General features: G+C 54.0%; 15 protein-coding genes. 10 read left to right on the plus strand and 5 right to left on the minus strand.

Annotated features, from left to right (window positions below; translation table 11 throughout):
* Positions 1-16 precede the first annotated feature (16 nt).
* On the minus strand, positions 17-1,423 hold the full coding sequence (locus tag GJJ30_RS05745) for a sensor histidine kinase (protein WP_154174098.1): 1,407 nt from the start codon (positions 1,421-1,423) through the stop codon (positions 17-19).
* Between the two features lie 2 nt (positions 1,424-1,425).
* The gene (locus GJJ30_RS05750) at positions 1,426-2,100 is read right to left on the minus strand and encodes a response regulator transcription factor (protein WP_154174100.1); all 675 of its coding nucleotides are present in this window, start codon (positions 2,098-2,100) and stop codon (positions 1,426-1,428) included.
* A 191-nt stretch (positions 2,101-2,291) separates the two neighbouring features.
* Between GJJ30_RS05750 and GJJ30_RS05755 the strand changes: the two genes are divergently transcribed.
* The gene (locus tag GJJ30_RS05755) at positions 2,292-3,134 is read left to right on the plus strand and encodes a 3-keto-disaccharide hydrolase (protein WP_154174102.1); all 843 of its coding nucleotides are present in this window, start codon (positions 2,292-2,294) and stop codon (positions 3,132-3,134) included.
* Between the two features lie 25 nt (positions 3,135-3,159).
* On the opposite strand, the gene GJJ30_RS05760 is transcribed toward GJJ30_RS05755, so the two are convergent.
* The gene (locus GJJ30_RS05760; protein WP_170299135.1) at positions 3,160-4,107 is read right to left on the minus strand and encodes a DUF4249 domain-containing protein; all 948 of its coding nucleotides are present in this window, start codon (positions 4,105-4,107) and stop codon (positions 3,160-3,162) included.
* 129 nt (positions 4,108-4,236) lie between these two features.
* Positions 4,237-6,669, minus strand: coding sequence for a TonB-dependent receptor (locus GJJ30_RS05765; protein WP_154174106.1), 2,433 nt, complete (start codon positions 6,667-6,669; stop codon positions 4,237-4,239).
* A gap of 129 nt (positions 6,670-6,798) precedes the next feature.
* On the opposite strand from GJJ30_RS05765, the gene GJJ30_RS05770 reads away from it, so the two are divergent.
* The 5 genes from GJJ30_RS05770 (at position 6,799) to GJJ30_RS05790 (ending at position 15,131) form a co-directional block, all read left to right on the plus strand.
* The gene (locus GJJ30_RS05770) at positions 6,799-8,142 is read left to right on the plus strand and encodes an NAD(P)/FAD-dependent oxidoreductase (RefSeq protein ID WP_154174108.1); all 1,344 of its coding nucleotides are present in this window, start codon (positions 6,799-6,801) and stop codon (positions 8,140-8,142) included.
* Between the two features lie 226 nt (positions 8,143-8,368).
* Entirely contained in the window at positions 8,369-10,531 is a 2,163-nt protein-coding gene (locus GJJ30_RS05775; protein ID WP_154174110.1) for a S46 family peptidase, read from the plus strand.
* Positions 10,528-11,214, plus strand: a complete 687-nt coding sequence (locus GJJ30_RS05780) for a cytochrome b/b6 domain-containing protein (protein ID WP_154174112.1) — start codon at positions 10,528-10,530, stop codon at positions 11,212-11,214. The genes GJJ30_RS05775 and GJJ30_RS05780 overlap by 4 nt, the downstream gene beginning before the upstream one ends.
* A 73-nt stretch (positions 11,215-11,287) precedes the next feature.
* Positions 11,288-12,094 carry a molybdopterin-dependent oxidoreductase gene (locus GJJ30_RS05785; RefSeq protein WP_154174114.1) on the plus strand — a complete coding sequence of 269 codons (807 nt, stop codon included), beginning with the start codon at positions 11,288-11,290 and terminating at the stop codon, positions 12,092-12,094.
* A gap of 253 nt (positions 12,095-12,347) precedes the next feature.
* Complete coding sequence (locus GJJ30_RS05790; protein ID WP_154174116.1) at positions 12,348-15,131, plus strand: phospholipase D-like domain-containing protein; 2,784 nt, start codon at positions 12,348-12,350, stop codon at positions 15,129-15,131.
* 463 nt (positions 15,132-15,594) lie between these two features.
* On the opposite strand, the gene GJJ30_RS05795 is transcribed toward GJJ30_RS05790, so the two are convergent.
* Positions 15,595-15,768 (minus strand): hypothetical protein, encoded by a 174-nt coding sequence (locus tag GJJ30_RS05795; protein WP_154174118.1) that lies wholly within the window; start codon positions 15,766-15,768, stop codon positions 15,595-15,597.
* 52 nt (positions 15,769-15,820) lie between these two features.
* Here GJJ30_RS05795 and GJJ30_RS05800 point away from each other — a divergent pair, with 52 nt between their 5' ends.
* The 4 genes from GJJ30_RS05800 to GJJ30_RS05815 all read left to right on the plus strand — a co-directional run bounded on the left by GJJ30_RS05800 (position 15,821) and on the right by GJJ30_RS05815 (position 22,286).
* Positions 15,821-18,994: a SusC/RagA family TonB-linked outer membrane protein gene (locus GJJ30_RS05800; RefSeq protein WP_154174120.1), complete on the plus strand. Its 3,174-nt coding sequence runs from the start codon at positions 15,821-15,823 to the stop codon at positions 18,992-18,994.
* A 21-nt stretch (positions 18,995-19,015) separates the two neighbouring features.
* Positions 19,016-20,482 carry a SusD/RagB family nutrient-binding outer membrane lipoprotein gene (locus GJJ30_RS05805; RefSeq protein WP_154174122.1) on the plus strand — a complete coding sequence of 489 codons (1,467 nt, stop codon included), beginning with the start codon at positions 19,016-19,018 and terminating at the stop codon, positions 20,480-20,482.
* 47 nt (positions 20,483-20,529) lie between these two features.
* Entirely contained in the window at positions 20,530-21,009 is a 480-nt protein-coding gene (locus GJJ30_RS05810; protein ID WP_154174124.1) for a hypothetical protein, read from the plus strand.
* Positions 21,010-21,137: 128 nt separating this feature from the next.
* Positions 21,138-22,286, plus strand: coding sequence for a pyridoxal phosphate-dependent aminotransferase (locus GJJ30_RS05815; protein ID WP_154174126.1), 1,149 nt, complete (start codon positions 21,138-21,140; stop codon positions 22,284-22,286).
* The last annotated feature ends 3 nt before the right edge of the window (positions 22,287-22,289 follow it).

Genomic DNA, 22,289 nt, shown 5'->3' on the forward strand with positions numbered 1-22,289 from the left:
CGAAATTAGAGCCACATTAGATGACATTAGAACCCGCACCGATTGGCAGCGGCAGGATGATCTCGGCAGTGGTGCCACCGCCGGGGCGGTTGAGTAACCGCAGCGTACCATGATGGAGTGCCACGATGCGCTGGGCCAGCGTCAGTCCGATGCCAAAGCCTTCGATGGAAGCCACGTTCGTACCGCGCACCAGCGGCAGAAAAATCTGATCTTCCTCGCCCGTTTTCAGGCCAATACCCTGATCCTCAATCCGGATGCGAACCCGTTCTTCGGTGTCCATGTCAACCGATAACGACACCGGTTTTCCGTCCGAATACTTAACGGCATTGTCCAGCAGGTTCAGGAGCGCGGTTCGGAGCAGATACGCATTTCCACTTAGGGTAATGGAGTCGGGTTGTTGCAGAATGCCGTCGCTGACCTGAACCAGCAGGGTTTGCCCCGCCCGTTGCTGACCGAGGGTGTCGGCGGCATCTAGTACGATTTCCAGCAGTTCGAGCGGCTGGCGGTCGATCCGGGCATCCACGTCGTCGATCCGGGCGAGTTGGAGCAAACCGTTCGACAGGGCGGTGAGTTTGTCAAGTTCACTGACGGCCTGCGCCATTCCACGCTTCAGACTGTCGGTATCCGAATCGTAGGTCAGGGAAGTTTCCAGCCAGCCTTTGATGGTCGTCAGTGGCGTTCGCAACTCGTGCGAAGCTTGGGCAATAAACGAGCGCTGGTTTTCGACCAGCCGTTCCTGCCGCGTTAGTAAGTCGTTGAAAGCCTGGGCCATCACGCCGACCTCATCCTTCGGGTTGTCGGGCCGTAATCGAAAACCCGGTCGCCCGGTTTCCGGTGCGTTGATCTGGTTAATGAGGTGGATCAGCGGTTTGAGCGCCTGCCGGGAAAACACGTATCCGGCCAGCAAAACAAGCCCAATGGCGACCGCATTGCCGAGAATGAATAAATCCCGCAATTCCTGCTGCCGCTGGTACCCGTCCTGATCGTAGGCGGTTACGATGGCCACAAAATCGCGCCCGTCGGGGGAAGGGGCCTGACCCGGATAGGTGAGCGCGACGCCGTCTTTGGGATGCAGGTGTCCGGGACTTTCGTAACTAAACCGGACCAGCCGCTGGCGCCGGACCCGCTCCCGAAAAGCCTGATCCGGGCGGAAATCATTGGTACTCTGGCTGGCGTAAATCAGGCTGTCGGTCGGCGAATACACCCATTCGACCTGTTCGGGCATGGACGTGATCACACTCCCGGCCACGGTTCCCTGCAACGTCAGGAGTTGTTCGGTCACCCGGGCCTTGCGCTCGAGCCGGTCCTCGATGGCCCGCTGGCGAAACCGGGTGTAGGTGCTGTAAACATAGACCGAAAACAACAGCAGGATAAACGCGACCAGCGACGCAAACCAGAGAATGATCTTGTGCTTAATCTGCATGATTACGTCCGTAAAACGTAGCCCATTCCTACCACGGTATGCAGCAGTTTGGGTTCAAAATTCCTGTCAATTTTCTTCCTTAGGTAGTTGATATAGACGTCGATCACGTTGGTGTTGGTGTCAAAATGCAAATCCCAGACCCGTTCGGCGATGTCCACGCGGCTGACAATCCGTCCCTGATTCACCAGCAGGTATTCCAGCAGGGCGTACTCCCGCGCGGTGAGTTCGATGAGTTGTCCGGAGCGGGTCACGCGCCGGGCTTCGGTATCCAGTTCGAGATCGGCCAGCCGGAGAACGGTTTTCAGGCCGGAAAAGGCACTGTTGCGTCGACCCAGCGCTTTCACCCGCAGAATCAATTCGCGGAATTCAAACGGTTTGACGAGGTAATCATCCGCTCCGGCCCCAAAACCGCTTTCCTTATCGGACAAACTATCGAGGGCCGTCAGCATCAAAACCGGTTGCCGGGGGGATTGTTGTTTGATGTGCGCACACAAATCAAAACCGTTGACTTTGGGCAGGTTGACGTCCAGAATAACAACATCATACAGGTTCTGATCCGCCAGCCGCTGACCAATCTGGCCATCGTAGGCCACGTCAATTTCATAGCCTTCGCTTTCCACGCCCTTGCGAATAAACGAAGCGACACTGACCTCATCTTCTACCAGCAATAGTTTCATATTCCAAAGATGCGTTTTTTTGCAACCACGGACTAGTTTAGATCCCAAAAGCCTATTGTGGGAACAACTGCCCCACCAACGGTTTTTTGGAGTGTGTTGCGTAACTGATTCCAGGAAATCGTAAACAGTAAAGTGCCGCCGGTATCGCCTTTTTTTGCAGTTAGTTTACCTGAAATGACCTTTTTACGACTATGCGCTTATTGTCTTATTTCATCAGCTTGTTCCTATTTGCCGGGTTACGCCCGGAATGTTCTCAGCCTAAGGCGGATGCGTGGATTCAACTGTTCAACGGCAAAGACCTGAAAGACTGGTCGGTCAAGATTTCGAAACATCCGCTCGACGATAATTTTGGCAATACATTTCGGGTGGAAGACGGCAAGATGATCGTTCGGTACGATCAGTACAAGAATTTTGACGAGCAGTTCGGCCACATTTTCTACAAAAAACCGTTTTCTGCGTACCTGCTGGCGGTCGAATACCGGTTTGTGGGCGATCAGGTGGCGGGTGGACCGGGCTGGGCTGTTCGCAACAGCGGAGCCATGCTGCATTGCCAGGACCCCAAAACGATGGGCGTGGACCAGGATTTCCCGATTTCGCTCGAAATGCAGTTGCTGGGCGGAGACGGGCAGCACGAACGCCATACGGCCAACCTCTGCACGCCCGGCACAAACGTGGTGATGGACGGCAAGCTGTTTACGCCCCACTGCATCGATTCCCAATCCAAAACCTACCACGGCGATCAGTGGGTCCACGCGGAAACGCTGGTGCTGGGCGATTCGCTGGTGAAACACATCGTAGAAGGCGATACGGTTCTGACCTACGAAAAACCGCAGATCGGGGGTGGCAACGTCATTCATTACGACGCGGCCGTGAAAAAAGATGGGCAATTGCTCCGCGAAGGGTACATCGCGCTGCAAAGTGAAAGTCATCCGGTCGAATTCCGCAAAGTGGAACTGTTTGATCTGTCGCCGTATCTGAATAATCCAAAGCAGTTGCGGGCGATTCTGCGGCAACTACAAACCCGAAAAAGATAGAAACACGGATGGAACGGATTCCTATCTACCTCACAAGCAACACCCTCGTCGAACGGTTATAGCCCGCAAAGCAGCCCAAACCGCCCGTGATATTCGTGGGCATCAAGACCGGTTCGGCAAATGGGTTGTTGGCCGACTGGCGTTGCTGCTGGCGCGCCCGGTGGTAGTTGAAATAATTTTCGTCGGTTTGCAGAACGGAAATTCGGATCGTCAGCGGTTTGGCGTAGGGATAATCGCCGGAATACGTTGCCTGGGTCGTTGGATCGTAAAAGGAGTAATTGAAAAAAGACGGCACCTCGCCACGCGCCGAAAGCAGCAGTTGCCCGTCCTGATTCTGGTCGGAAATGAACTGATCCTGCCGCCCGAAACCGATGATGCCCCGCAGCAACACCCTCGGCGTAGTGGAATCGATGTGCGCGGTGGGCGTGCGCGGAATCCGATTGATGCACTCGGCGTACCCCGCAACCCGGTAATAATTGGTTTCGCCCGCCGGGTCCTGCCAAACCGCCCGAACCGTGTAGACCCAGCCGGAATCAATGTATGGACCGGAAAAACTCCGATTGGAATCCAGTTTGATCTCTGAAACCGGGACGGCTTTGGGGATCGTGCAGGAACTGCTGACAGTTTCATAACCCGCGACACTCACCTGAATCGAATAGGTTTTTCCGGCCAGAATCGGAAACGGACGGGCGTCGGCGGTGTAGACGCGCTGTTCCGGATTGTAGGCCAGCGTCACGGTTTTGCCTTCGCTGGTTAACGTAACCGTGGCGCCCCGAACCGTGTTGACCGAGTCGGTAACAATGTCGCCCAGAACCGTCTGTGAACTCGAAACCGAAACGGCCAAAACCGTATCCTGGGGTGATAAATAACCATTCACGACTAGCTTACTCTGAATTTGCGGCAGTCGGGACGGGTCAATTTCCGTCACCAGATTCTGGCACGACAGCAAAACCGGATAAAGCAGTGCGAACAAAGCAACCGTTTTTAATCGATGTATACCGGCGCTCAAAATTGCCCCCAACCCCCTGATTGGGGCTTCAATCGGTTTTGGAAAGCCCCCTTCAGGGGGTTGGGGGCAAAAGGTATATAGTCGCATAAGCGCTTAAAATTTAAAACCGTACGTAACCGAAGGAACAATCGGAAAAACCGAATACCGCTGAAAAACCGTCTTCGTTGGCTGGTTGGTCTGCTCGTTCGTAACCGTGTTCAGCTGGTAGAAAAACGGATTCCGGCGGTTGTAGAGGTTGTAAACGCTGACTTCCCAGGTGCGCTCGTGGTGCCGTTTTTTCTTGTGAAACTGAATGCCGATGTCCATGCGGTGATACGCTTCGGCCCGGAAACTGTTCTTTTCGCTGTAATCGTTCACCGCCCGTCCGTAGCCAAAAAACTGATTGATAAACGAATTGTCGTTGTTGACAATCGGATTGACCTGGTGAGTCGCGGCCTGGTATTTTGCCAGCGGAACCGTCAGGGCATTGCCGGTGCCGTACACCCAGGTTCCCGATAGCGTGATCCGTGAATTGAGTTCATAAATCCCGACCACCGAAATGTCGTGCCGCCGGTCGTAGCGCGGGAAAAACTTTTTGCCAAAATTCAATTCCGGGAACTGCCACTGCGTCCAGGAAAGCGTATAACCGGTCCAGCCCGTAAACCGCCCCAGCTTTTTCTGCAACAACACTTCCGCACCGTACGACCAGCCTTTGCCCGCCGTTACGTTGTCCTCCCACCGCACCTGATTGGCCGATTCGGGGCTGTTGATCAATAGAAAGCTGGCTCCTTCGCGGTAGTTGATGATGTTGTTCATCGTCTTGTAATAGCCCTCCACGGTCAGCGCCAGGCCGCGGGTAGCGCCCTTGTCGGCAAAATCCTTCGCAATGCCGACGGCAATCTGCTGCGACTGCTGCGGTTTTACCTGATCGGTGGTCGGCACCCAGAGGTCGGTCGGCAAACCAATGCCGGTATTGGAAAGCAAATGCACATACTGGTTCATCAGCGCGTACGACGCCTTCACCGAGAGCGACGGTTTCAGGACGTAAGCCGCCGAAACGCGCGGTTCGGGCCGGAAATAATTGACCTGTTTCTGAATAAAATGGCTCAACCGGATCCCGGCGTTGATGCGCCAGCGCGCGGTCGGTCGCCAGTTGTCTTCGGCGTATAAACCGGATTCCATCACGTCGATGGCGTCGATCTTGGTCGTATACTGGTTGATCAGCGTATTTTGCAGTACCACCGCGCTGGGCGTAAACCGGTGCGCAATGCTCTGAACACCAAACCGCAGCGAATGCTGGGGAGACGGATAAAAATCGACGTCGTACTTCAGTGAGAAATCCCGGATGCCGGAACTGTAGCGCAGCGAAAACAGGTCGGCGGTTTGCGTATCGCGCTCGTCCGACGAAATCTGGAATTTATACTTGCTGAAAATCAGCGAAAGATTGGAAAAAAGCCGTTGCGAAAACAGATGATTCCAGCGCAGCGTCGCCGTTGCGTTGCCCCAGTCGAGGTTAATTTTGGTGGCGCTTTCCTTGTCATCCACGTAAAACCGGTCCTGCCCGAAATAACCGCTCAGGTACAGCTTGTTTTTCGGACCAAAATCGTAATTGGCTTTGGCGTTCAGGTCGTAGAAATAATAACCGGCCACGGTTTGCCCGTCGGTTTGCTGTTTGATGAGGGGCCGGGCCACAAAATCCAGGTACGTCCGCCGGGCCGATATCAGAAACGATGAGGAACCCGCCCCCGATTTCTTCTTGGTCAATGGCCCTTCCAGCGTTAACCGCGAGGCAATCAGGCCAATACCGCCCTCGCCGTGGAGTTTTTCCTTGTTGCCTTCCTTCATGTTCATTTCGATCACCGACGACAGCCGTCCGCCGTAACGCGCCGGAAAACCGCCTTTGATCAGCTCGACGCTCTTGAGCGCATCGCCGTTGAAGACCGAGAAAAAACCGAACAGGTGGTTGGCATTGTAAACGATCGCGTCGTCGACGATGATCAGATTCTGGTCGGGACCGCCCCCGCGCACGTAAATCCCGGTGCTGCCTTCGGAGCCTTTCTGCACGCCCGGCATGAGTTGCAGCACTTTCAAAACATCCTTTTCACCCAGAAAAGCCGGTATTTTCTTGATCTGCGCAACGGGCACGTCGATGGAACTCATGCGGGCGGTTTCGCTCACTTTTTCCTCCGTCCGGTTTCCGGTGACGACCACTTCGGTGAGCAACTGGCCGGGCGTCAGCACAATATCGATTTCGGTGTTTCGGCGAAGCTGCACGGATCGCTGGACGGATTCGTAGCCCACGAAGGAAAAGGCGACCGTGACGCTGTCCTGCGCCGGAAGCGTCAGGGAATAAAAACCGTAGGTGTTGGTGACGGTTCCGGTGGAGGTGCCGGGCAGGTAAACATTGACGCCAATCAGCGCTTCCTGACTGCCTTTTTCCCGCACGTAACCGCTCACGGTGGCGACGGATCGGGACGGAAGTGATTGCGCAAACGTGTTGATCGTACCAATCAAAAACACAAAATAAAATGGGAAGAAATACTTCATTCAGGCATTCAATGAGGCTATACTTTGTTATTACGATAGAAGGCATTCAAAAAGTATAAACTAACTGAAGTTAACAGTTTTGGGAATGCCGGGTTACCATAGTAACGACCTGATAAACGCACGAAGATCATGCTGAATTTTGATAAACTATCCCTCAACATTCCCGAAACCACCAAGCCGCGGGTAGTCGTGATTGGTGGCGGTTTTGGCGGGCTCAATCTGGTGAAGAAGCTGAACGGCAAGGACTTCCAGATTGTGATGTTTGATAAACAGAACTACCACGGTTTCTGGCCGCTGCTGTATCAGGTTGCCACGGCCGGGCTGGAACCGGACGCCATTGCCGAGCCGCTTCGGAAGATGTTCGACGAAGAATACGAGGATTTTCACTTCCGGCTGGTGCGCGTGCTGGGCGTCGATCCGGTGGCGAAAACCGTGAAGACGATGATCGGCGATCTGCATTACGATTACCTGGTGATTGCCACCGGCACGAAAGCTAACTTTTTCGGCAACGATCAGGTGCAGAAATATTCCTTTTCGCTCAAAACCATTCCCGAAGCGCTGAACCTCCGCAGCCAGTTGCTGCAATCGTTCGAGCAGGCCAGCATCACGGTCGATCCCGAAATCCGGGAAAGTCTGCTGAATTTCGTGATTGTCGGGGCCGGACCAACGGGCGTGGAAATGGCCGGATCGCTGGCCGAAATGCGGAAACACGTTTTGCCGGGCGATTATCCGGGACTCGATTTCAGTAAAATGAAAATCTATCTGGTGGAAGGACTGGACCGGGTTCTGCCGCCGATGTCGCCCGAAGCCAGTGAAAAAACCCACAAATACCTGGAAGAACTGGGCGTGATCATCAAGCTGAAAAGCCTGGTCGATACCTACGACGGCGAGGTGGTGACGCTGAAAACCGGGGAGAAAATCCGGTCGCAGACGGTGGTTTGGGCCGCTGGCGTGACGGGTGCGCTCATCGACGGTTTTCAGAAAGAAATCATTGCGCGCGGAGGTCGGCTGACGGTCAACGAATTCAATCAGGTGGAAGGCTTCAGCGATATTTTTGCCATCGGCGACATTGCCATGATGAAAACCGGGAAGTGGCCAAATGGTCATCCCGGCGTTGCGCAACCGGCGATTCAGCAGGGGCAGCACCTGGCGAAAAACCTCCGCCGACTGATTAAAAACGAACCGATGACGAAGTTTGATTACTTCGACAAAGGCTCGCTGGCGATCATTGGCCGTGTCCGCGCCGTCGCCGATTTGCCGGGCAACCTGCACTTAGGCGGGTTTATTGCCTGGGTCGCGTGGCTGTTCGTCCATATTTATTACCTGATCGGTTTTCGGAGCAAGCTGGTGGTGCTGAGCAACTGGATTTACCGGCTGTTTACCTACGAACGCGGCACCCGGCTCATTATCAGACCGTTCGTTCGGAAAGACGATAAGGAAGCGGAAGAATTTGTGGTGAAGAACGGACTATGATTACGGTGATGTTGATGATGATTATGATGTTGCGATGATAATTCATGATTATTGTTGTAATTGGGGTGATCGAATGATTCATCGTGGTTTCAATCCAAACCCGTCATCGTATCGTAGATTATCATCTCTTTAATCAGCATTGAAATCATAATTGATCAATAAAACCACCGTAATCAGAGTCAATCATCACTGAAATCAGAGTCAATTATCACTGTAATCATTGTCTATGAGGTTATTATTTGTAGCCCTTTTCCTGGTCAAAACGGTTTTCGTTTCGGCCCAGGCAACCCTGAACCCCGATACGGTCAAAGCCGGTCAATTCGATATGGGCAAGATGTGGACGTTCGACACGCCACCTCAGGAGTATTTCCAGAAAACATACGGTTTTACGCCCGACCAGAAGTGGTTCGATGAAGTGCGGCTGTCGTCGCTGCGGTTTGCGGATTACTGTTCCGCGTCGTTCGTTTCGGCCAGCGGGCTGGTGATGACCAACCACCACTGCGCGCGGGAGTCGGGGACGGGCGTGCAGCGGAAGGGCGAAAACCTGAATGCGACCGGTTTTTTTGCTAAAACCCTGGCCGAAGAACGCAAAGTCGAAAACCTGTACGTCGATCAGTTACTGAAAATCGAGGACATCACCACCCGCGTGCAGGCCAGCATGAGCAGCGGAAAAACCGAAGCCGAACAACTGCAACTGCGCGAGCGGGAGTTTGCGTCCATCAAGCAGGAATTCGGAAACCAGCCGGAATGGAAAGGGCTGGAATTGCAGACGATTACGTTCTACAACGGCGGTCGCTACGCGCTCTACGGTTTTAAACGCTACAACGACGTCCGACTGGTGCTGATGCCCGAACTCGATCTGGGCTTTTTTGGCGGTGATCCCGACAACTTTACGTACCCGCGCTACGCCCTCGATTTTTCGTTTTTTCGGGTGTACGACAACGGAAAGCCGCTAAAAACCACGCACTTCTTCAAGTTTAATCCAAACGGCATCCGGGAAGGCGAACCGGTTTTTGTCACCGGAAATCCCGGAAGCACCGAGCGACTGAAAACCGTGGCTGAACTCGAATTCGACCGTGATCTGAAAATACCGTACATCCTCCAACTGCTCCGCAACCGCGCCGATGCATTGCAGGTTTATAACGCAAAAGCAAAAAGCGACAGCATCCAGAACGAAATTTTCAGTTTTGAAAACAGCCTGAAAGCCTACGGCGGTCAGTTGGAAGGGCTGCGTGATCCGTACCTCATCGCCCGCAAAGGCGCTTTCGAGCAGCAGTTCAAAGCCGACGCCCAACGGCTGGAAGGCGGTCGCGGACAAGGCCGGTTAAGCACCGGTTCCGGCAAAAAGACCGAAACTGCTAACGGCTCGGCGTCCGGAGCGACCGGTTCGCGGTTCGACGTCAATCTGAAATTGTGGGACAACATTGCCAGCAACGTGAGTGAGCTGCGGAAGTATTATAAGGACAATACGTATCTGTCGCCGAGCGAACTGTCGCGGGGTGATTTACTGGTTTTTGCGCATTTGCTGGTGACTTATGCCGACGTGGCTCGTCAAAATCCTGGTCGCGCAGAGCAGGTAAAGGAATTACTCCAGACACCCAAGCTGACCGATCGCGCCCTGGAAGAAGCTTATCTGGCGGCCCACCTGAGCGAAGCGCAGGCGGCTTTGGGCAACGACGATCCGTACGTCAAGGCGGCTTTGAACGGCAAATCGCCCAAAGAAGCGGCCGCCTATCTGATGAATAACACGAAAATGAACGATCAGGGATACATCAACGATCTGGTGACCAAAGGCCCGGCGGCCATCAGTGGCGACAACGATCCGTTGCTGGCCCTCGCCCGGATTTCGGTGCCGCGTTATCAGGAGGCCTCTGCCGCAACGAAGGCCATTGCGGGGCGGCAAACGGTTTTGCGGTCGAATCTAGGGCGGTTATTGTATGAAGTGTACGGAACCGGTATTCCGCCGGATGCGACGTTTTCGCTGCGGATCAACGACGGTATTGTAAAGGGTTTTCCGTACAACGGAACGATGGCACCTTACCAGACCACGTTTTCGGGTTTATACGACCGGTACTACTCGTTCAACGGCAAATTTCCGTGGTCGCTGCCCAAACGCTGGCTGAATCCGCCCGCCGAGTTGCTGCGTCAGCCGATGTGTTTTGTTTCGACGAATGATATTATTGGCGGTAATTCAGGCAGCCCGCTGATCAACAAAAACCGGGAAGCGGTGGGGCTGGCGTTTGACGGCAATATGGAAAGCTTGCCGGGGAGCTTCATTTTTGTTCCCGATAAAAACCGCACGGTTTCGGTCAATACCGGGGCGATTGTGGCGTCGATGCGGTATATTTACAAAGCAGAACGCCTTGTAAAAGAACTGGTTGGCAAATGAAACGCATCGTCCACAAACATCCGCTCGCGATCCGCTGGTTTCACTGGATCAATTTCCCGATTCTGACCATCATGATCTGGAGCGGTTTGCTCATTTACTGGGCGTACCAGCCTTACAAAATTCAGATCGGCGATGTGGTGTTGTTCAAGTTTTTCCCGAACTGGTTTATTCAGGCGCTGAACCTGCGTCGGCGGCTGGCGGAAGGCATGTCGTGGCATTTTGTCTTCATGTGGCTGTTTACGATCAACGGAATTCTGTATTTTCTGTACACGTTTATTTCGGGCGAATGGCGGTTTTTGCTGCCCAATCGCCACTCGTTTCGGGAAGCCTGGCAGGTGACGCTGCACGATCTGGGGTTGCGAAAAACCGCTCCTCCGCAGGTGAAATACAACGGGGCGCAACGCATTGCATACACGGCCATTCTGGTGATGGGCTTTGGCTCGCTGCTAACCGGTTTAGCCATTTATAAACCAACCCAGTTTGCCTGGCTGACTACCCTGACCGGCGGCTACGAAACCGCCCGGCTGATCCATTTTATCCTGACCATCGGCTACGTCCTGTTTTTTTTGATTCACATCGCGCAGGTGGTCCGGACGGGCTGGAACAATTTTCAGGCAATGGTCACCGGTTTTGAGGTGGAAAAGAAAGAGGTTAAACCCGTGCCGCCCAGTTTAACAGTCTAAAAACTGTCAGGACGAATAAACCTGTAAGGTTTTTAAAACCTTACAGGTTTGAGAAAATTTCAAAAACATCCAGATGGCCGAAATCGACGATACCGCAGAAAATCTTCCCGAGAAAAAACCGCACCGCGAAGAATTGACAACCGAGCAGCAAATCCGTCGCCGGACGCTGAAGGCGTTTGCGTGGTTTGCAGCGGCAGGTATCATCCCGTACAGCATCTGGAAATGGATCATGATCCAGCCTAAACAGAATCGGTTGCCGAAGGTATTTCGGGAGGTTTTGAATGCGAATGAGAAAGTGGCCGACAGTTATTTCAGCAACGCCAATCTGGCCCCGACCTTTCCAAAAGAACGGGCTGCCAAAAATGTTCGGGTCAACGGCAAAGACGGTTTACGGAGCGCAATCGATAAAGACGCCTGGCGGCTGACCGTTGAGCGACCCGCCCAAAAACCGCTATTGATTTCCCTGGACGACCTCAAGACGATGCCGAAACAGGAGATCATTTACCAGTTCAAATGCATCGAGGGATGGAGCCAGATTCAGCACTGGGGCGGAGTGAACTTCGCGGAATTTGTTAAAAAATACCAACTGGGGAAGAAAACCGGTTCCGACGACTGGTATCCGTACGTTGGCATGAAAACGCCCGACGGCGGTTATTACGTGGGCATCGACACGCCGAGCGCGCTGCATCCCCAAACGCTGCTGGCCTACGAAATGAACGACCAACCGCTCACCGATCCGCACGGCGCCCCGCTTCGGCTGATTATTCCGGTAAAATACGGTGTCAAAAACCTCAAACGCATCGGCAGCATCTGGTTCAGCGACGAACGTCCCCGCGACTTCTGGGCCGAGCGCGGCTATGATTACCACGTCGGTTTGTAGAACCGCTGGGTCTGGCCGATAAAAGCTGTCAGGTCGATAAAATGCCATTTCTTCCGACAATTCCCCCGAACGATTCCTCAACCGTTCCCTAAATAGTAAAGACATCATCCCCTTCTTATTGAGTAGTTTACCGACTCAATTTACGCCCAATCAATTTTCCGGACCAACAGCCCGGACTCCGTCCGGAAGGCGGAAAGGCATGGCCGGTCATCCCGCAAATTCCTGAAAACTTACCACCCTAACTGTTACAGCTATGAGCACGGTTTCAAACGAACACGTTGAGGAGTCGATCAGCAGCTATCAGGCTCGCGATCCTGAACTTTACGCCGAGTTGCAGAAAAAACTGATACCGCCTATCGAAGAGCGAGGGCTCTTTCCGGAAGGGCTGATGGCAACCGTAGCCGCTGGCACCCCGGCCGATCGATCCATTGTGACACCGGTGAATAAACTGTTGACGGAAACCATCGTCAGGCCGCAGGCCCGGCCCGTTCTGGTAATTCGTGATAACAAGGCAACGACTGAGTTTCTGGGGCCGGACAGCCAGGTCTGGCGGGATCGTATTCTGGCCGCTCAAACTGTTCTGGATCGGGTGATACCGGCCATCGGCCGGGTCGAGCTGAGCAACAACCCGGATTTTAGCTGGGTCGGAACCGGCTGGCTGGTTGCCCCGGACATTATCGTCACCAACCGCCACGTGGCCCGGGAATTCGGGCGGCAGGGCGCTCAGGGGTTTACATTTCGTTCGGGCCTGAATGGCTTGCCCATGACTTCGCAGATTGATTTTCTGGAGGAAGATCAGCGCCTGACCAGCCTGGAATACGCCATCAATTCCATCCTCTGGATTGCGGCTTCGGACGAGCCGGATGTGGCTTTTTTGCGGGTGACCCGCCGGGCGGGCGACCGGCCGCTGGCTGTTCCCATACCGCTGGCTGAAACCCTGACCGATGTCGATTTCATTGCTACGATTGGCTATCCCGCCCGCGATCCGCGTGTGCCGGATCAGGATCTGGTTCGCCAGATTTTTGGCGATGTTTACGACAAAAAACGACTGGCTCCTGGGCAACTGCTGGAGATTGGCGAGGATGAACTGGAACACGATTGTTCGACGCTGGGCGGCAATTCCGGTTCGGCATTAATCAATTTAAAAAACGGAGAAGCCGTTGGCCTGCATTTTTCCGGCCTTTTTCTGGAAGCTAATTTTGCCGTGCCTGCACCTAAAATAAAAGAGCTGCTGCATCGGGTTCAATCCGGCGAACTTCCCGGTTCGAAAACAATTCCACCCACAGCGCCCCCACCGCCGATTCAAACCGTTGTTCAATCCAACAACATAGTCATTCAATCCGGTACGCCGGGAAGTTATACGTTTCAGCTGCAAATCCCGATTGAAATTACGGTTAAACTTGGCGGTTCCGTCGACGGTATGGACCCAATGACCGTGTCCAGCGCCGGTATTTCTGCCGAAAACCGCTTTGAAAACGCATTGCGGTTGGCCCGGGAAGCCACTGCCAACAATCCCGACGTCATTGCGGTCAGGCCGGGCTACCGGTTCAAGCGGGGCTGGATTACCGATGAACGCGTGGTCGTGGTGGAGGTGAAAGAGAAATTGCCGGTTGCAGATTTACAAAAAGCGGGAAAACCGGTTTTGCCGCCCCAACTGCTGGAAATCGGCGTCGATGTTCGCACGGCGGCCCTCGCGGATCAACTGGAACACCTGGGAATCGATGTTTCGGCCCTGGAACTTCGCGCCCGACCGGGCCAGTACCGGGAACCGCCCCAACTCTCGCTCGTCCGGGTGAAAGAGCGGATGAAAGCCATTTTTCACGTCAGTCCGGATTCGGGTTTTCCCAATTTGAAAGCTTTTTTCGGACGCATCAAACAGAGTCTGACGGCAACCATGTACGAATGGGAACCGAATCACATCAGCGACGCATTGGCGGCTGCGATGACCAAAGAAGGGGCAACGCTCAGGATGGTTACGCAGCGGGCGGGGACACAGGCGGCCGTCAACGACATGAAAGCCCGGATCGGGGATAAATTTCAACAGGCCTGGGCGTCGGTTGGGGCTGGAAAACTGTTTCCTTCGGCGTATCACATCAAAGTGGCCTCGCGCGACGGCGAAGAGGTCTGGTTGTCGAGCGGCAACTGGAAAGACTCAAATCAGGCGGACATCGACCCGGCGGGCGAGCAGTCGAAATCCATGACGCCCCTCCGCCAGCATAACCGGGAATGGCATGCCATTATTGAAAATGCGAAACTGGCGCAGCTGTTCCAGCACTACATCGAGTATGATTTTCAGGAAGCCCGGCGGGTTCCGGTTGATGAAGCAATGGCCTTTACTTTCCCTGATATCTTCGTACCGGAAGCGGTTTTTTTCGAGGAAACGGAGCGCACGATCAAGGCGCATTACTTTGATCCGTTGGTCGTTGATCGGGTGCTTGAAATTCAGCCGCTTCTGACGCCGGACCGGAATTCGCGGGGAACGCGCTTATTCCTGTCGCACGCCATGAGCATGATTAAAAAAGCGACCCGTAAAATTTACCTGGAAAACCAGTCCTTCAATCTGCTGGCGGAAAATGCGGATGAGTTTGAAGAATTCTTTACTCTGTTAAAGAACAAACAGCAGGCCGGGTTAGATGTTCGGATTATCTTCCGCGATTCGCGGGAGTTCGGGGCCGCAAACGGCGTCAGTCAGCAGAAATTACTGGAGCGCCTGAAGGCATTTGGTTTTGATACCGGTTTTATCCGGGTGCAGCGCAGGTGCCACACCAAAGGCGTTATTGTCGACTCGACCGAGGTCATGCTCGGCAGTCATAATCTGACCAACGAAGGAAGTCTGTTTAACCGGGACGCCAGCCTGCTCGTTCGGGATGCCGAAGTAGCGGCCTATTTTGAACAGATTTTCCTGTTTGATTGGGAGGTGCTTTCCGTGCAGGAAACGGACGAATTAGTGGGCGGAATTCGCATCGCAAATCCGGGCGAACCAACGCCCCTGGGCTTCCGCAGAACCTCGATTTCCGAGTTGCTGGGCGAAAGTTGATTGATATGTATTTGATAGGAACACAGATTGAACGGATACGACGGATTTAAATGGATTAAAAATCCGTGCGAACCCGTTACATCCGTCAAATCCGCGTTCCTATCAAATCCGTACCGACTGTAGCAATATAACTGGTTTGAAAAGTTGGATTTTAAAAGGAAATAATTTTGTGTTATCGATAGGTATATTTGGTAAATTATAAATTATTGAAAATTTTGTTCCTAAATCCTTAAAAAATTAACAATTAAATTTGGCGAATATATTGTTTTGCTTACTTTTGGTATATCAACAAACCACAGTGACTTCTTCTTTCTTCTGGGACTATCCGCTGGCCGCACTACCGGATTGACCCAAACCGAACCACTCGGTTCTTGCATGGAGCAAGCCCGGTTCGGAGTTTACTGCCTGAGAAATTCAGCGCAGTTCTAACATTCCGTTAAGCCTTAATCAATCGATTTACCGACTATTCGGCCGGTCTGGCCGCGCTTTGTTCATCCAGAACCGAGCCGCAGCAGAAATGTCGGACAAAATACTGATCCGGAGCAATCCGATTGTCAGCCATTGCCATGCGCCCGGTTGCGAAGGGCGGTTCGGCGAAGCGGCCAGTGTCCGGCCGTCCGACGCACCGGGTTTGCATGACAACGGAGTCCAACTAGCCATCTTTATTAACTTTTTAACCGAACTAATTTATGAGGAGAACGCTACTTCTACTAGTAGGGATGCTCTGGTTGTCGCTGGTAGTTGCCACAGCTCAGACACGTACGGTCACCGGCACGATTCTGGCAGCCGAAGAAGGGCCTCTCCCCGGGGCCAACGTCGTTATCAAAGGCAGCACAACCGGAACGACGACCGACAACCAGGGCAAATTTACCCTGAAAATACCCACCGAAAATGTAACCATTACGATCAGCTCCATCGGATTCCTTACTGAAGAAGTAGCCGTCGGCAACCGCTCGGTTATTGACATCACCCTCAAAACGGACGTAAAATCGCTGGCCGAAGTCGTCGTAACGGCTTTTGGGGTTGAAAAGGAAGTGAAATCGCTCGGCTATGGCGTACAGGAAATCAAAGGCGCGTCGCTGACCGAAGCCCGCTCTTCGAACGTCGTCAATGCCTTATCCGGTAAAGTGGCCGGTTTGCGCGTGAGTTCCAACGGCGGGCCGGGCAGCGGTTCGACCATCCAGATCCGGGGAGCTTCCTCGGTTTCGGGAAACAACCAGCCGCTGATCGTTGTCGACGGCGTACCGATTCAGCAGTCGTTCGACAAAACGTACGGTTCCGGTATTTCGGAAGTCAATCCCGATAACATCAAGGAAATGAGCGTGTTGAAAGGCCCTAACGCAGCTGCGCTCTACGGATCGCGCGCGGCCAACGGGGTTATTCTGATTACGACCAAAAACGGCGCCGGAACCAAAGGCATCGGCGTGGAAATCAACTCCAACGTCACCTTCGAGCGCCCGTGGATCAAACCCAAATTCCAGAACATTTACGGCGGAGGAAACGGCTACCGGACGTGGTATAACGACGGCTGGTCGGGTGCCATTACCGATCCGCTCGAAGTACAGCAATACCAGGCGGCTTACGGAAAAAGCGCACCGCTGACCGGCACCGAAGGCACCGACGAAAGCTGGGGCGGACCGATGGATGGACGGCTGGTTCGGCACTGGTGGTCGGGCAAGGAAGTGGCTCCGCTGACGCCAAATCCTAATAACTGGGAAGATTTCTGGCAAACCGGTCAAACCATTACCAACACTGTGGCCGTATCCGGCGGTAATGATAAAGGCAATTTCCGCCTGTCAATTGGCCGACTGGATCAGAAGGGCCTGGTCTATTACAATGATTTTTATCGCAATAACTTCAAATTCAATTCCGGTTACAATTTTACCTCGAAATTCAGCGCGACGCTCTCCGCCGAATACGTGAAAGACGGAGGGAACCGCAGTTACACCAGTGGCCAGGAGTTCATCTGGTCGCACCGCCAAACCGACTGGGCCAAACTCCGCAACTGGCGCGACTACACGAGCGTTCACATCCAGCGCGCCCTTCCCGGAAAACCGGCCGACAGCGATCCGCCCAACTGGCAGCACACGTTCTTTACCAACCCGTTCTTCTCGTCGGAAATGCTGCCTTCCAACAACGAAAAAGACCGCCTGGTGGGTAACATAGCCATTAATTACAAGATTCTGCCTTTCTTAACCTTGATGGCCCGGAGCGGAACCGACGTCTGGACCGACACCCGAATCAGTGTGACCAACTTCGAGCGCGTTCGGAACGGAAACCGGACGCCGGGAGCCTTCACCGAAGAAGTGTTGCGTCGGCAGGAAACCAACCACGATGCGATCCTGACGTTCAATAAGGCGATCAATTCGGACTTTGCGACGAATGTCCAGGTCGGGGCCATTTCGCGGACCAATTACTACAAACGGAACTATCTGTCTGTGGGTGAGCTGGTTGTCGACGGTTTGTACAACGCATCGAACGCCAACCCCAGCCGGAACACGGCCGAAAGCCGGATCGAAAAATCGCAGGTGAACAGTGTGTTCGGCGCGTTGGAAGTGAGCTACAAAAACGCCCTCTTCCTGAACGCAACGGCCCGCAACGACTGGTCGAGTACGCTGCCGTCCGACAATCGTTCGTACTTCTACCCATCGGTTTCGGGGAGCGCCGTAATCACCGATCTGGTGAATTTGCAGAGCAGCATTCTGTCGTTTGGTAAAATCCGGGCGAGCTGGGCACAGGTAGGAAACGACGCCTTGCCGTATCAGTTGCTGCAAACATTCCGGGCCGGAACCTCCTGGGCGGGTTCGACGCCGGAATTCTACGAAAACACCCAGATTGCCAACTCAACGCTTCGCCCGGAAATCACCACCGGAACCGAGCTGGGCCTGGACGCCCGGTTTTTGAAAGGGCGCATTGGTCTGGACGTAACGTATTACAACCAGGTTTCGCGTGACCAGATTCTGGCCGTTGAGATATCGAAAGCAAGCGGTTATAACTCCCGCATCCTGAATGCCGGTAAAATTTCCAACAAAGGGATTGAAATTGTTTTGACCGGAACGCCCGTTAAAACCGCCACCGGTTTTACGTGGGAAACTACGCTGAACTTCTCCCGCAACCGCAATAAAGTGTTGGAACTGGCCGAAGGCCTGACAACCTACACGCTGGCAACCCGCCAGGGATTGATCACCGAAGCACGCGTTGGACAACCTTACGGCAGTTTCTTCGGGACCGGTTTTGACCACGCGCCCGACGGACAGCGGATTTATAATGCGAGCGGGTTGCCGGTAGTTTCGACCACGCCCCGCACACTGGGTAACGTTCAGCCGAAATGGACGGGTGGCTGGTTAAACAGCCTGACGTTCAGGGGCTTCTCGGTTTCAGCGCTGGTTGATGTGAAATGGGGTGGCGACTTTTTCGACGAAGGAACCGGAACCGCCCGCTGGACGGGGCAGTACGAAGAAACCGCCATCGGCCGCGAGGAAGGCGTGATCGGAAAAGGCGTCTACAACGCCGGAACGAAGGAAGCGCCGAACTACGTGCCGAACACGGTGATCGTACCGGCGAAAACGCTGATTGGCTACAACAACCCGCGCAGCTACCACGAAGCATCGATCTACGACGGCAGTTACGTGAAACTCCGCGAAGCGACGATCGGCTACCAACTGCCCGCGTCTTTTCTGAACCGGATCAAGGTTCGTTCGGCGAAAGTCTCGCTGGTCGGTCGCAACCTGCTGATGCTGTTCAGCAACACCACCCATGTCGACCCTGAAGTGGATCGGTTTGGTGGAAACTCGCAGGGATTTGCCTACGGCGAATTGCCCAGTTCCCGCAGCATTGGCGCCAACCTGAGTCTGTCATTTTAATTCCGGAAAAAAGATTTCACGATGAAGATCATAAAAGCACTTTTTCTCAGCCTTGGCCTGATCACGCTGGCGGGTTCCTGCACCTCGGAGTTTGACAAAATGAACGTCAGTCCGAACGACCCGACCTCCATCAGCCCGCAGTATCTGCTGCCGTATGCCCTCGAAGCGTCCATTGACCGGTATTGGGGTGTCCGGACGCGTTTTGAACGCCTGAATCTGGATGGCGCAATGTGCTGGATGCAGTACCTGACCCGCAACATTTACTCGAATGAAGGCGACAATTACGAAGTTTCGGTAGGGTTTTATACCAACAACTGGAAGGGTTTTTTCAATGACGGCCAGGTCAACTACCAGCGAATCATTGCGCTGGCCGGACCGGGCGGCAAGTTTGAAAACGCCAACTACGAGGGCGTGGCGCTGGTGATGCGTTCGTGGGTATTTTCGCTGCTGACCGACGTTTATGGCCCGATTCCGTATACCGACGCGCTGAAGGGAACCGCCGAATCGCCGAATTATTCGCCGACCTACGATCCCGTCGAGACGGTTTATGCCGGTTTGCTGAAAGACCTGAAAACCGCCAACGAAAAACTGAACGTTGCGGGAACGGCCATTGCCGGGGACATTCTGTACGGCGGTGACATTCTGAAATGGAAAAAGTTTGCCAACTCCCTGCGGTTGAAACTGGCTAACCGGCAGGCGGTTAAGAAATCGGCGGAATCGAAAGCGATTATGGCCGAGATTCTGGGAAATCCAACCACCTATCCGGTTTTTACGAGCAATGCCGACAACGCCAGACTGGCCAACTCCGCCGTATTGCCGAGCAACAACGAATGGCATCAGGTCATGATTCAGGATGGCCGGACCGACTGGAACATCAGCAAAACGCTGGCAGACCGGCTGAACGAGCTGGGCGACAGCCGGATTACGGTTTACGCGCAGCCCAACAAAGCCGGTAAATACGAAGGCCACGCCAACGGCCTGCCCGATGCGGTGGCGACGGCTTACCTCGGAACCAGCTCGGTTTTAGGTCCTTACTTTACGGCTCCGACCGCTCCCGCCGTAATCATGACCTTTTCGGAACTGAACTTGATTCTGGCCGAAGCGGCTTTCGACGGCGACATCACCGGCAGCGCCCAGACCTACCTGGAAAAGGGCATTGCGGCTTCGTTCGATCAATACGGTTTGACGGTTCCGGCCGGTTACCTGGCGAAAGTCGGCACGGCCACCAAGGCAACGATCATGGAACAAAAATGGATTTCGTTGTTCGGACAGGCCATCGAAGCCTGGACGGAATACCGCCGAACGGGCCTGCCGGTTTTGCCAGCGAAAGATTCCCGCTCGGTTTTCTCCAACGACGGCGTGTTGCCAACCCGCCTGAAATACCCGACTTCGGAGTACTCGCTGAACAAGGCAAGTCTGGATAAAGGCATCTCGCTGCTGGGCGGAGCCGACGATATGAAGTCCAAATTGTGGTGGGTGGAGAAATAGTGAAGAGTTAAGAATTAACAATGAATAATTAACAATGAAGATGACTTATGAAGAGATATAAACTGTTTATATTGAGTGGATTAGTTGCCGTCGGTGGCCTGCTTGCCGGGTGCGAAAAGAAAGAAGATCCGTTTGTGGATCGCGTGGTTGCACCGGTTTTGGTGCTGGTCGACGGCGCTGCGGACGGGGGCGGCCAAACCGCCGAGCCGGTGGTGACGTCGAAGATCAGCGCGCCGGTGGTGATGACCGTCAAGATTCTGGAACTTGACAAGAGCGGCATCCTGAACAACAAGATCGGCATCGACTCAATTCCGGTGGCTTCGCTGGCGCTCAAACTGACCAAACGGGACGGAACGGCCATTGCCGACCTGAAAACCGATAATACCGGTAAGGCGACACTGACCAAAACCTGGGCCGAACTGGGCATTACCGCGCCCGCCGTCGGAAGCAGTGTTTCGCTGACCTGGGCGGGCGAATACAAGGGCCAGGCGTTTGCCCGGCTGTCGCGGGTTCAGGGCGTTAATTAAGAAATTCAATACCGTCAGTCGCTGGTCTCCCGGTTTTCAGTTCAGGCTGAAAATCAGAAGATTCGGCGACTGACATATCGCTTATTACTCATTGCTAAACGAAAACAATTCATCTAACAATTCGTACTATGTCTCTTAATCGTCGTGAATGGCTCCGGTCCGGTTTGCTGGCCGGTGTAGGTTTAGCAGCTGCTCCAGCGGCTTATTGTGAACCCTGGCTGGACAAAGCAGAACTGGCCGGTGTGCAACCGCCAACCGCTCCGAAAGCCGCGCTGAAGGCCCGTTTGTCGGCCAACGAAAATCCGCACGGGCCATCGCCCAAAGCGATCAAAGCCATCAACGAAGCCGCTTCGGAAGGCTTTCTGTATCCGTTCCAGTACGGCATGCAGTTGCAGAAAATGATTGCGGAGGAAGAGGGCGTCGCACCGGAGCAAATCCTGCTTTCGGCCGGTTCGGGAGCCTTGCTGCACGCAACGGCCCTGCAGTATGCCTACAGCAATCCGGGCAGCAGCGTGCTGTCGGCCGACCCCACTTACGAACAACTCGTTCGGGCGGCCGTGATGCACGGCATGACGTGGGACAAAGTGCCCCTGACCAGCGGCACCTACGACCACAATCTGGAAGAGATGGAAAAGAAGGTGAACGACAAAACCGGTCTGGTTTACATCTGTAACCCCAACAACCCCACGGGCGTAACGATCAATCCGGAGGCACTGCGGACGTTTGTGGATCGCGTTTCGGCCAAAAAACCGGTGTTCGTTGACGAAGCCTACATTCACTACACGGGCGACCCGAAGAAATACACGGTGATTGAAAACATCAAGAAAGGCCAGAATGTGATGGTGGCCAAGACGTTCTCGAAAATCTACGGCATGGCGGGTTTGCGAATGGGCTACATGGTGGGCCAGCCGGATACGCTGAAAGCCATTTCGAAATGGGGCGGGGGGACCGGAAACCTGACGATGACGACCTTGCGGGCGGCTCTGGCGTGTTATAAAGACGACGAATTTATCAAATATTCCCTCGGTAAAGGACTGGAAGCCCGCGAGTTTCTGTACACCACACTGAAACAGAACGGCTACACCTACCTGCCCTCGGGCACCAATTTCGTGCTGTTCCCGATCCGGATGAAAGGCGACGATTTCACCAAGAAAATGATGGAAAACGGCGTGAGCGTCCGGCAGTGGAAATTCGATGGCCAGTTCTGGTGCCGCGTCAGCCTCGGGACGATGGAGCAGATGAAATACTTCGCCGACGCCCTGAAGGTTATCTCATAAGTA

Source organism: Larkinella terrae (assembly GCF_009668025.1).
Classification (GTDB): Bacteria; Bacteroidota; Bacteroidia; order Cytophagales; family Spirosomataceae; genus Larkinella; species Larkinella terrae.

Coding starts and splice junctions, on each gene's coding strand:
- GJJ30_RS05750 (WP_154174100.1), bottom strand. CDS start 2,100: ATGAAACTATTGCTGGTAGAAGATGAGGTCAGTGTCGCTTCGTTTATT.
- GJJ30_RS05800 (WP_154174120.1), top strand. CDS start 15,821: ATGAGGAGAACGCTACTTCTACTAGTAGGGATGCTCTGGTTGTCGCTG.
- GJJ30_RS05775 (WP_154174110.1), top strand. CDS start 8,369: ATGAGGTTATTATTTGTAGCCCTTTTCCTGGTCAAAACGGTTTTCGTT.
- GJJ30_RS05790 (WP_154174116.1), top strand. CDS start 12,348: ATGAGCACGGTTTCAAACGAACACGTTGAGGAGTCGATCAGCAGCTAT.
- GJJ30_RS05780 (WP_154174112.1), top strand. CDS start 10,528: ATGAAACGCATCGTCCACAAACATCCGCTCGCGATCCGCTGGTTTCAC.
- GJJ30_RS05815 (WP_154174126.1), top strand. CDS start 21,138: ATGTCTCTTAATCGTCGTGAATGGCTCCGGTCCGGTTTGCTGGCCGGT.
- GJJ30_RS05810 (WP_154174124.1), top strand. CDS start 20,530: ATGAAGAGATATAAACTGTTTATATTGAGTGGATTAGTTGCCGTCGGT.
- GJJ30_RS05765 (WP_154174106.1), bottom strand. CDS start 6,669: ATGAAGTATTTCTTCCCATTTTATTTTGTGTTTTTGATTGGTACGATC.
- GJJ30_RS05745 (WP_154174098.1), bottom strand. CDS start 1,423: ATGCAGATTAAGCACAAGATCATTCTCTGGTTTGCGTCGCTGGTCGCG.
- GJJ30_RS05805 (WP_154174122.1), top strand. CDS start 19,016: ATGAAGATCATAAAAGCACTTTTTCTCAGCCTTGGCCTGATCACGCTG.
- GJJ30_RS05755 (WP_154174102.1), top strand. CDS start 2,292: ATGCGCTTATTGTCTTATTTCATCAGCTTGTTCCTATTTGCCGGGTTA.
- GJJ30_RS05770 (WP_154174108.1), top strand. CDS start 6,799: ATGCTGAATTTTGATAAACTATCCCTCAACATTCCCGAAACCACCAAG.
- GJJ30_RS05785 (WP_154174114.1), top strand. CDS start 11,288: ATGGCCGAAATCGACGATACCGCAGAAAATCTTCCCGAGAAAAAACCG.
- GJJ30_RS05795 (WP_154174118.1), bottom strand. CDS start 15,768: ATGCAAACCCGGTGCGTCGGACGGCCGGACACTGGCCGCTTCGCCGAA.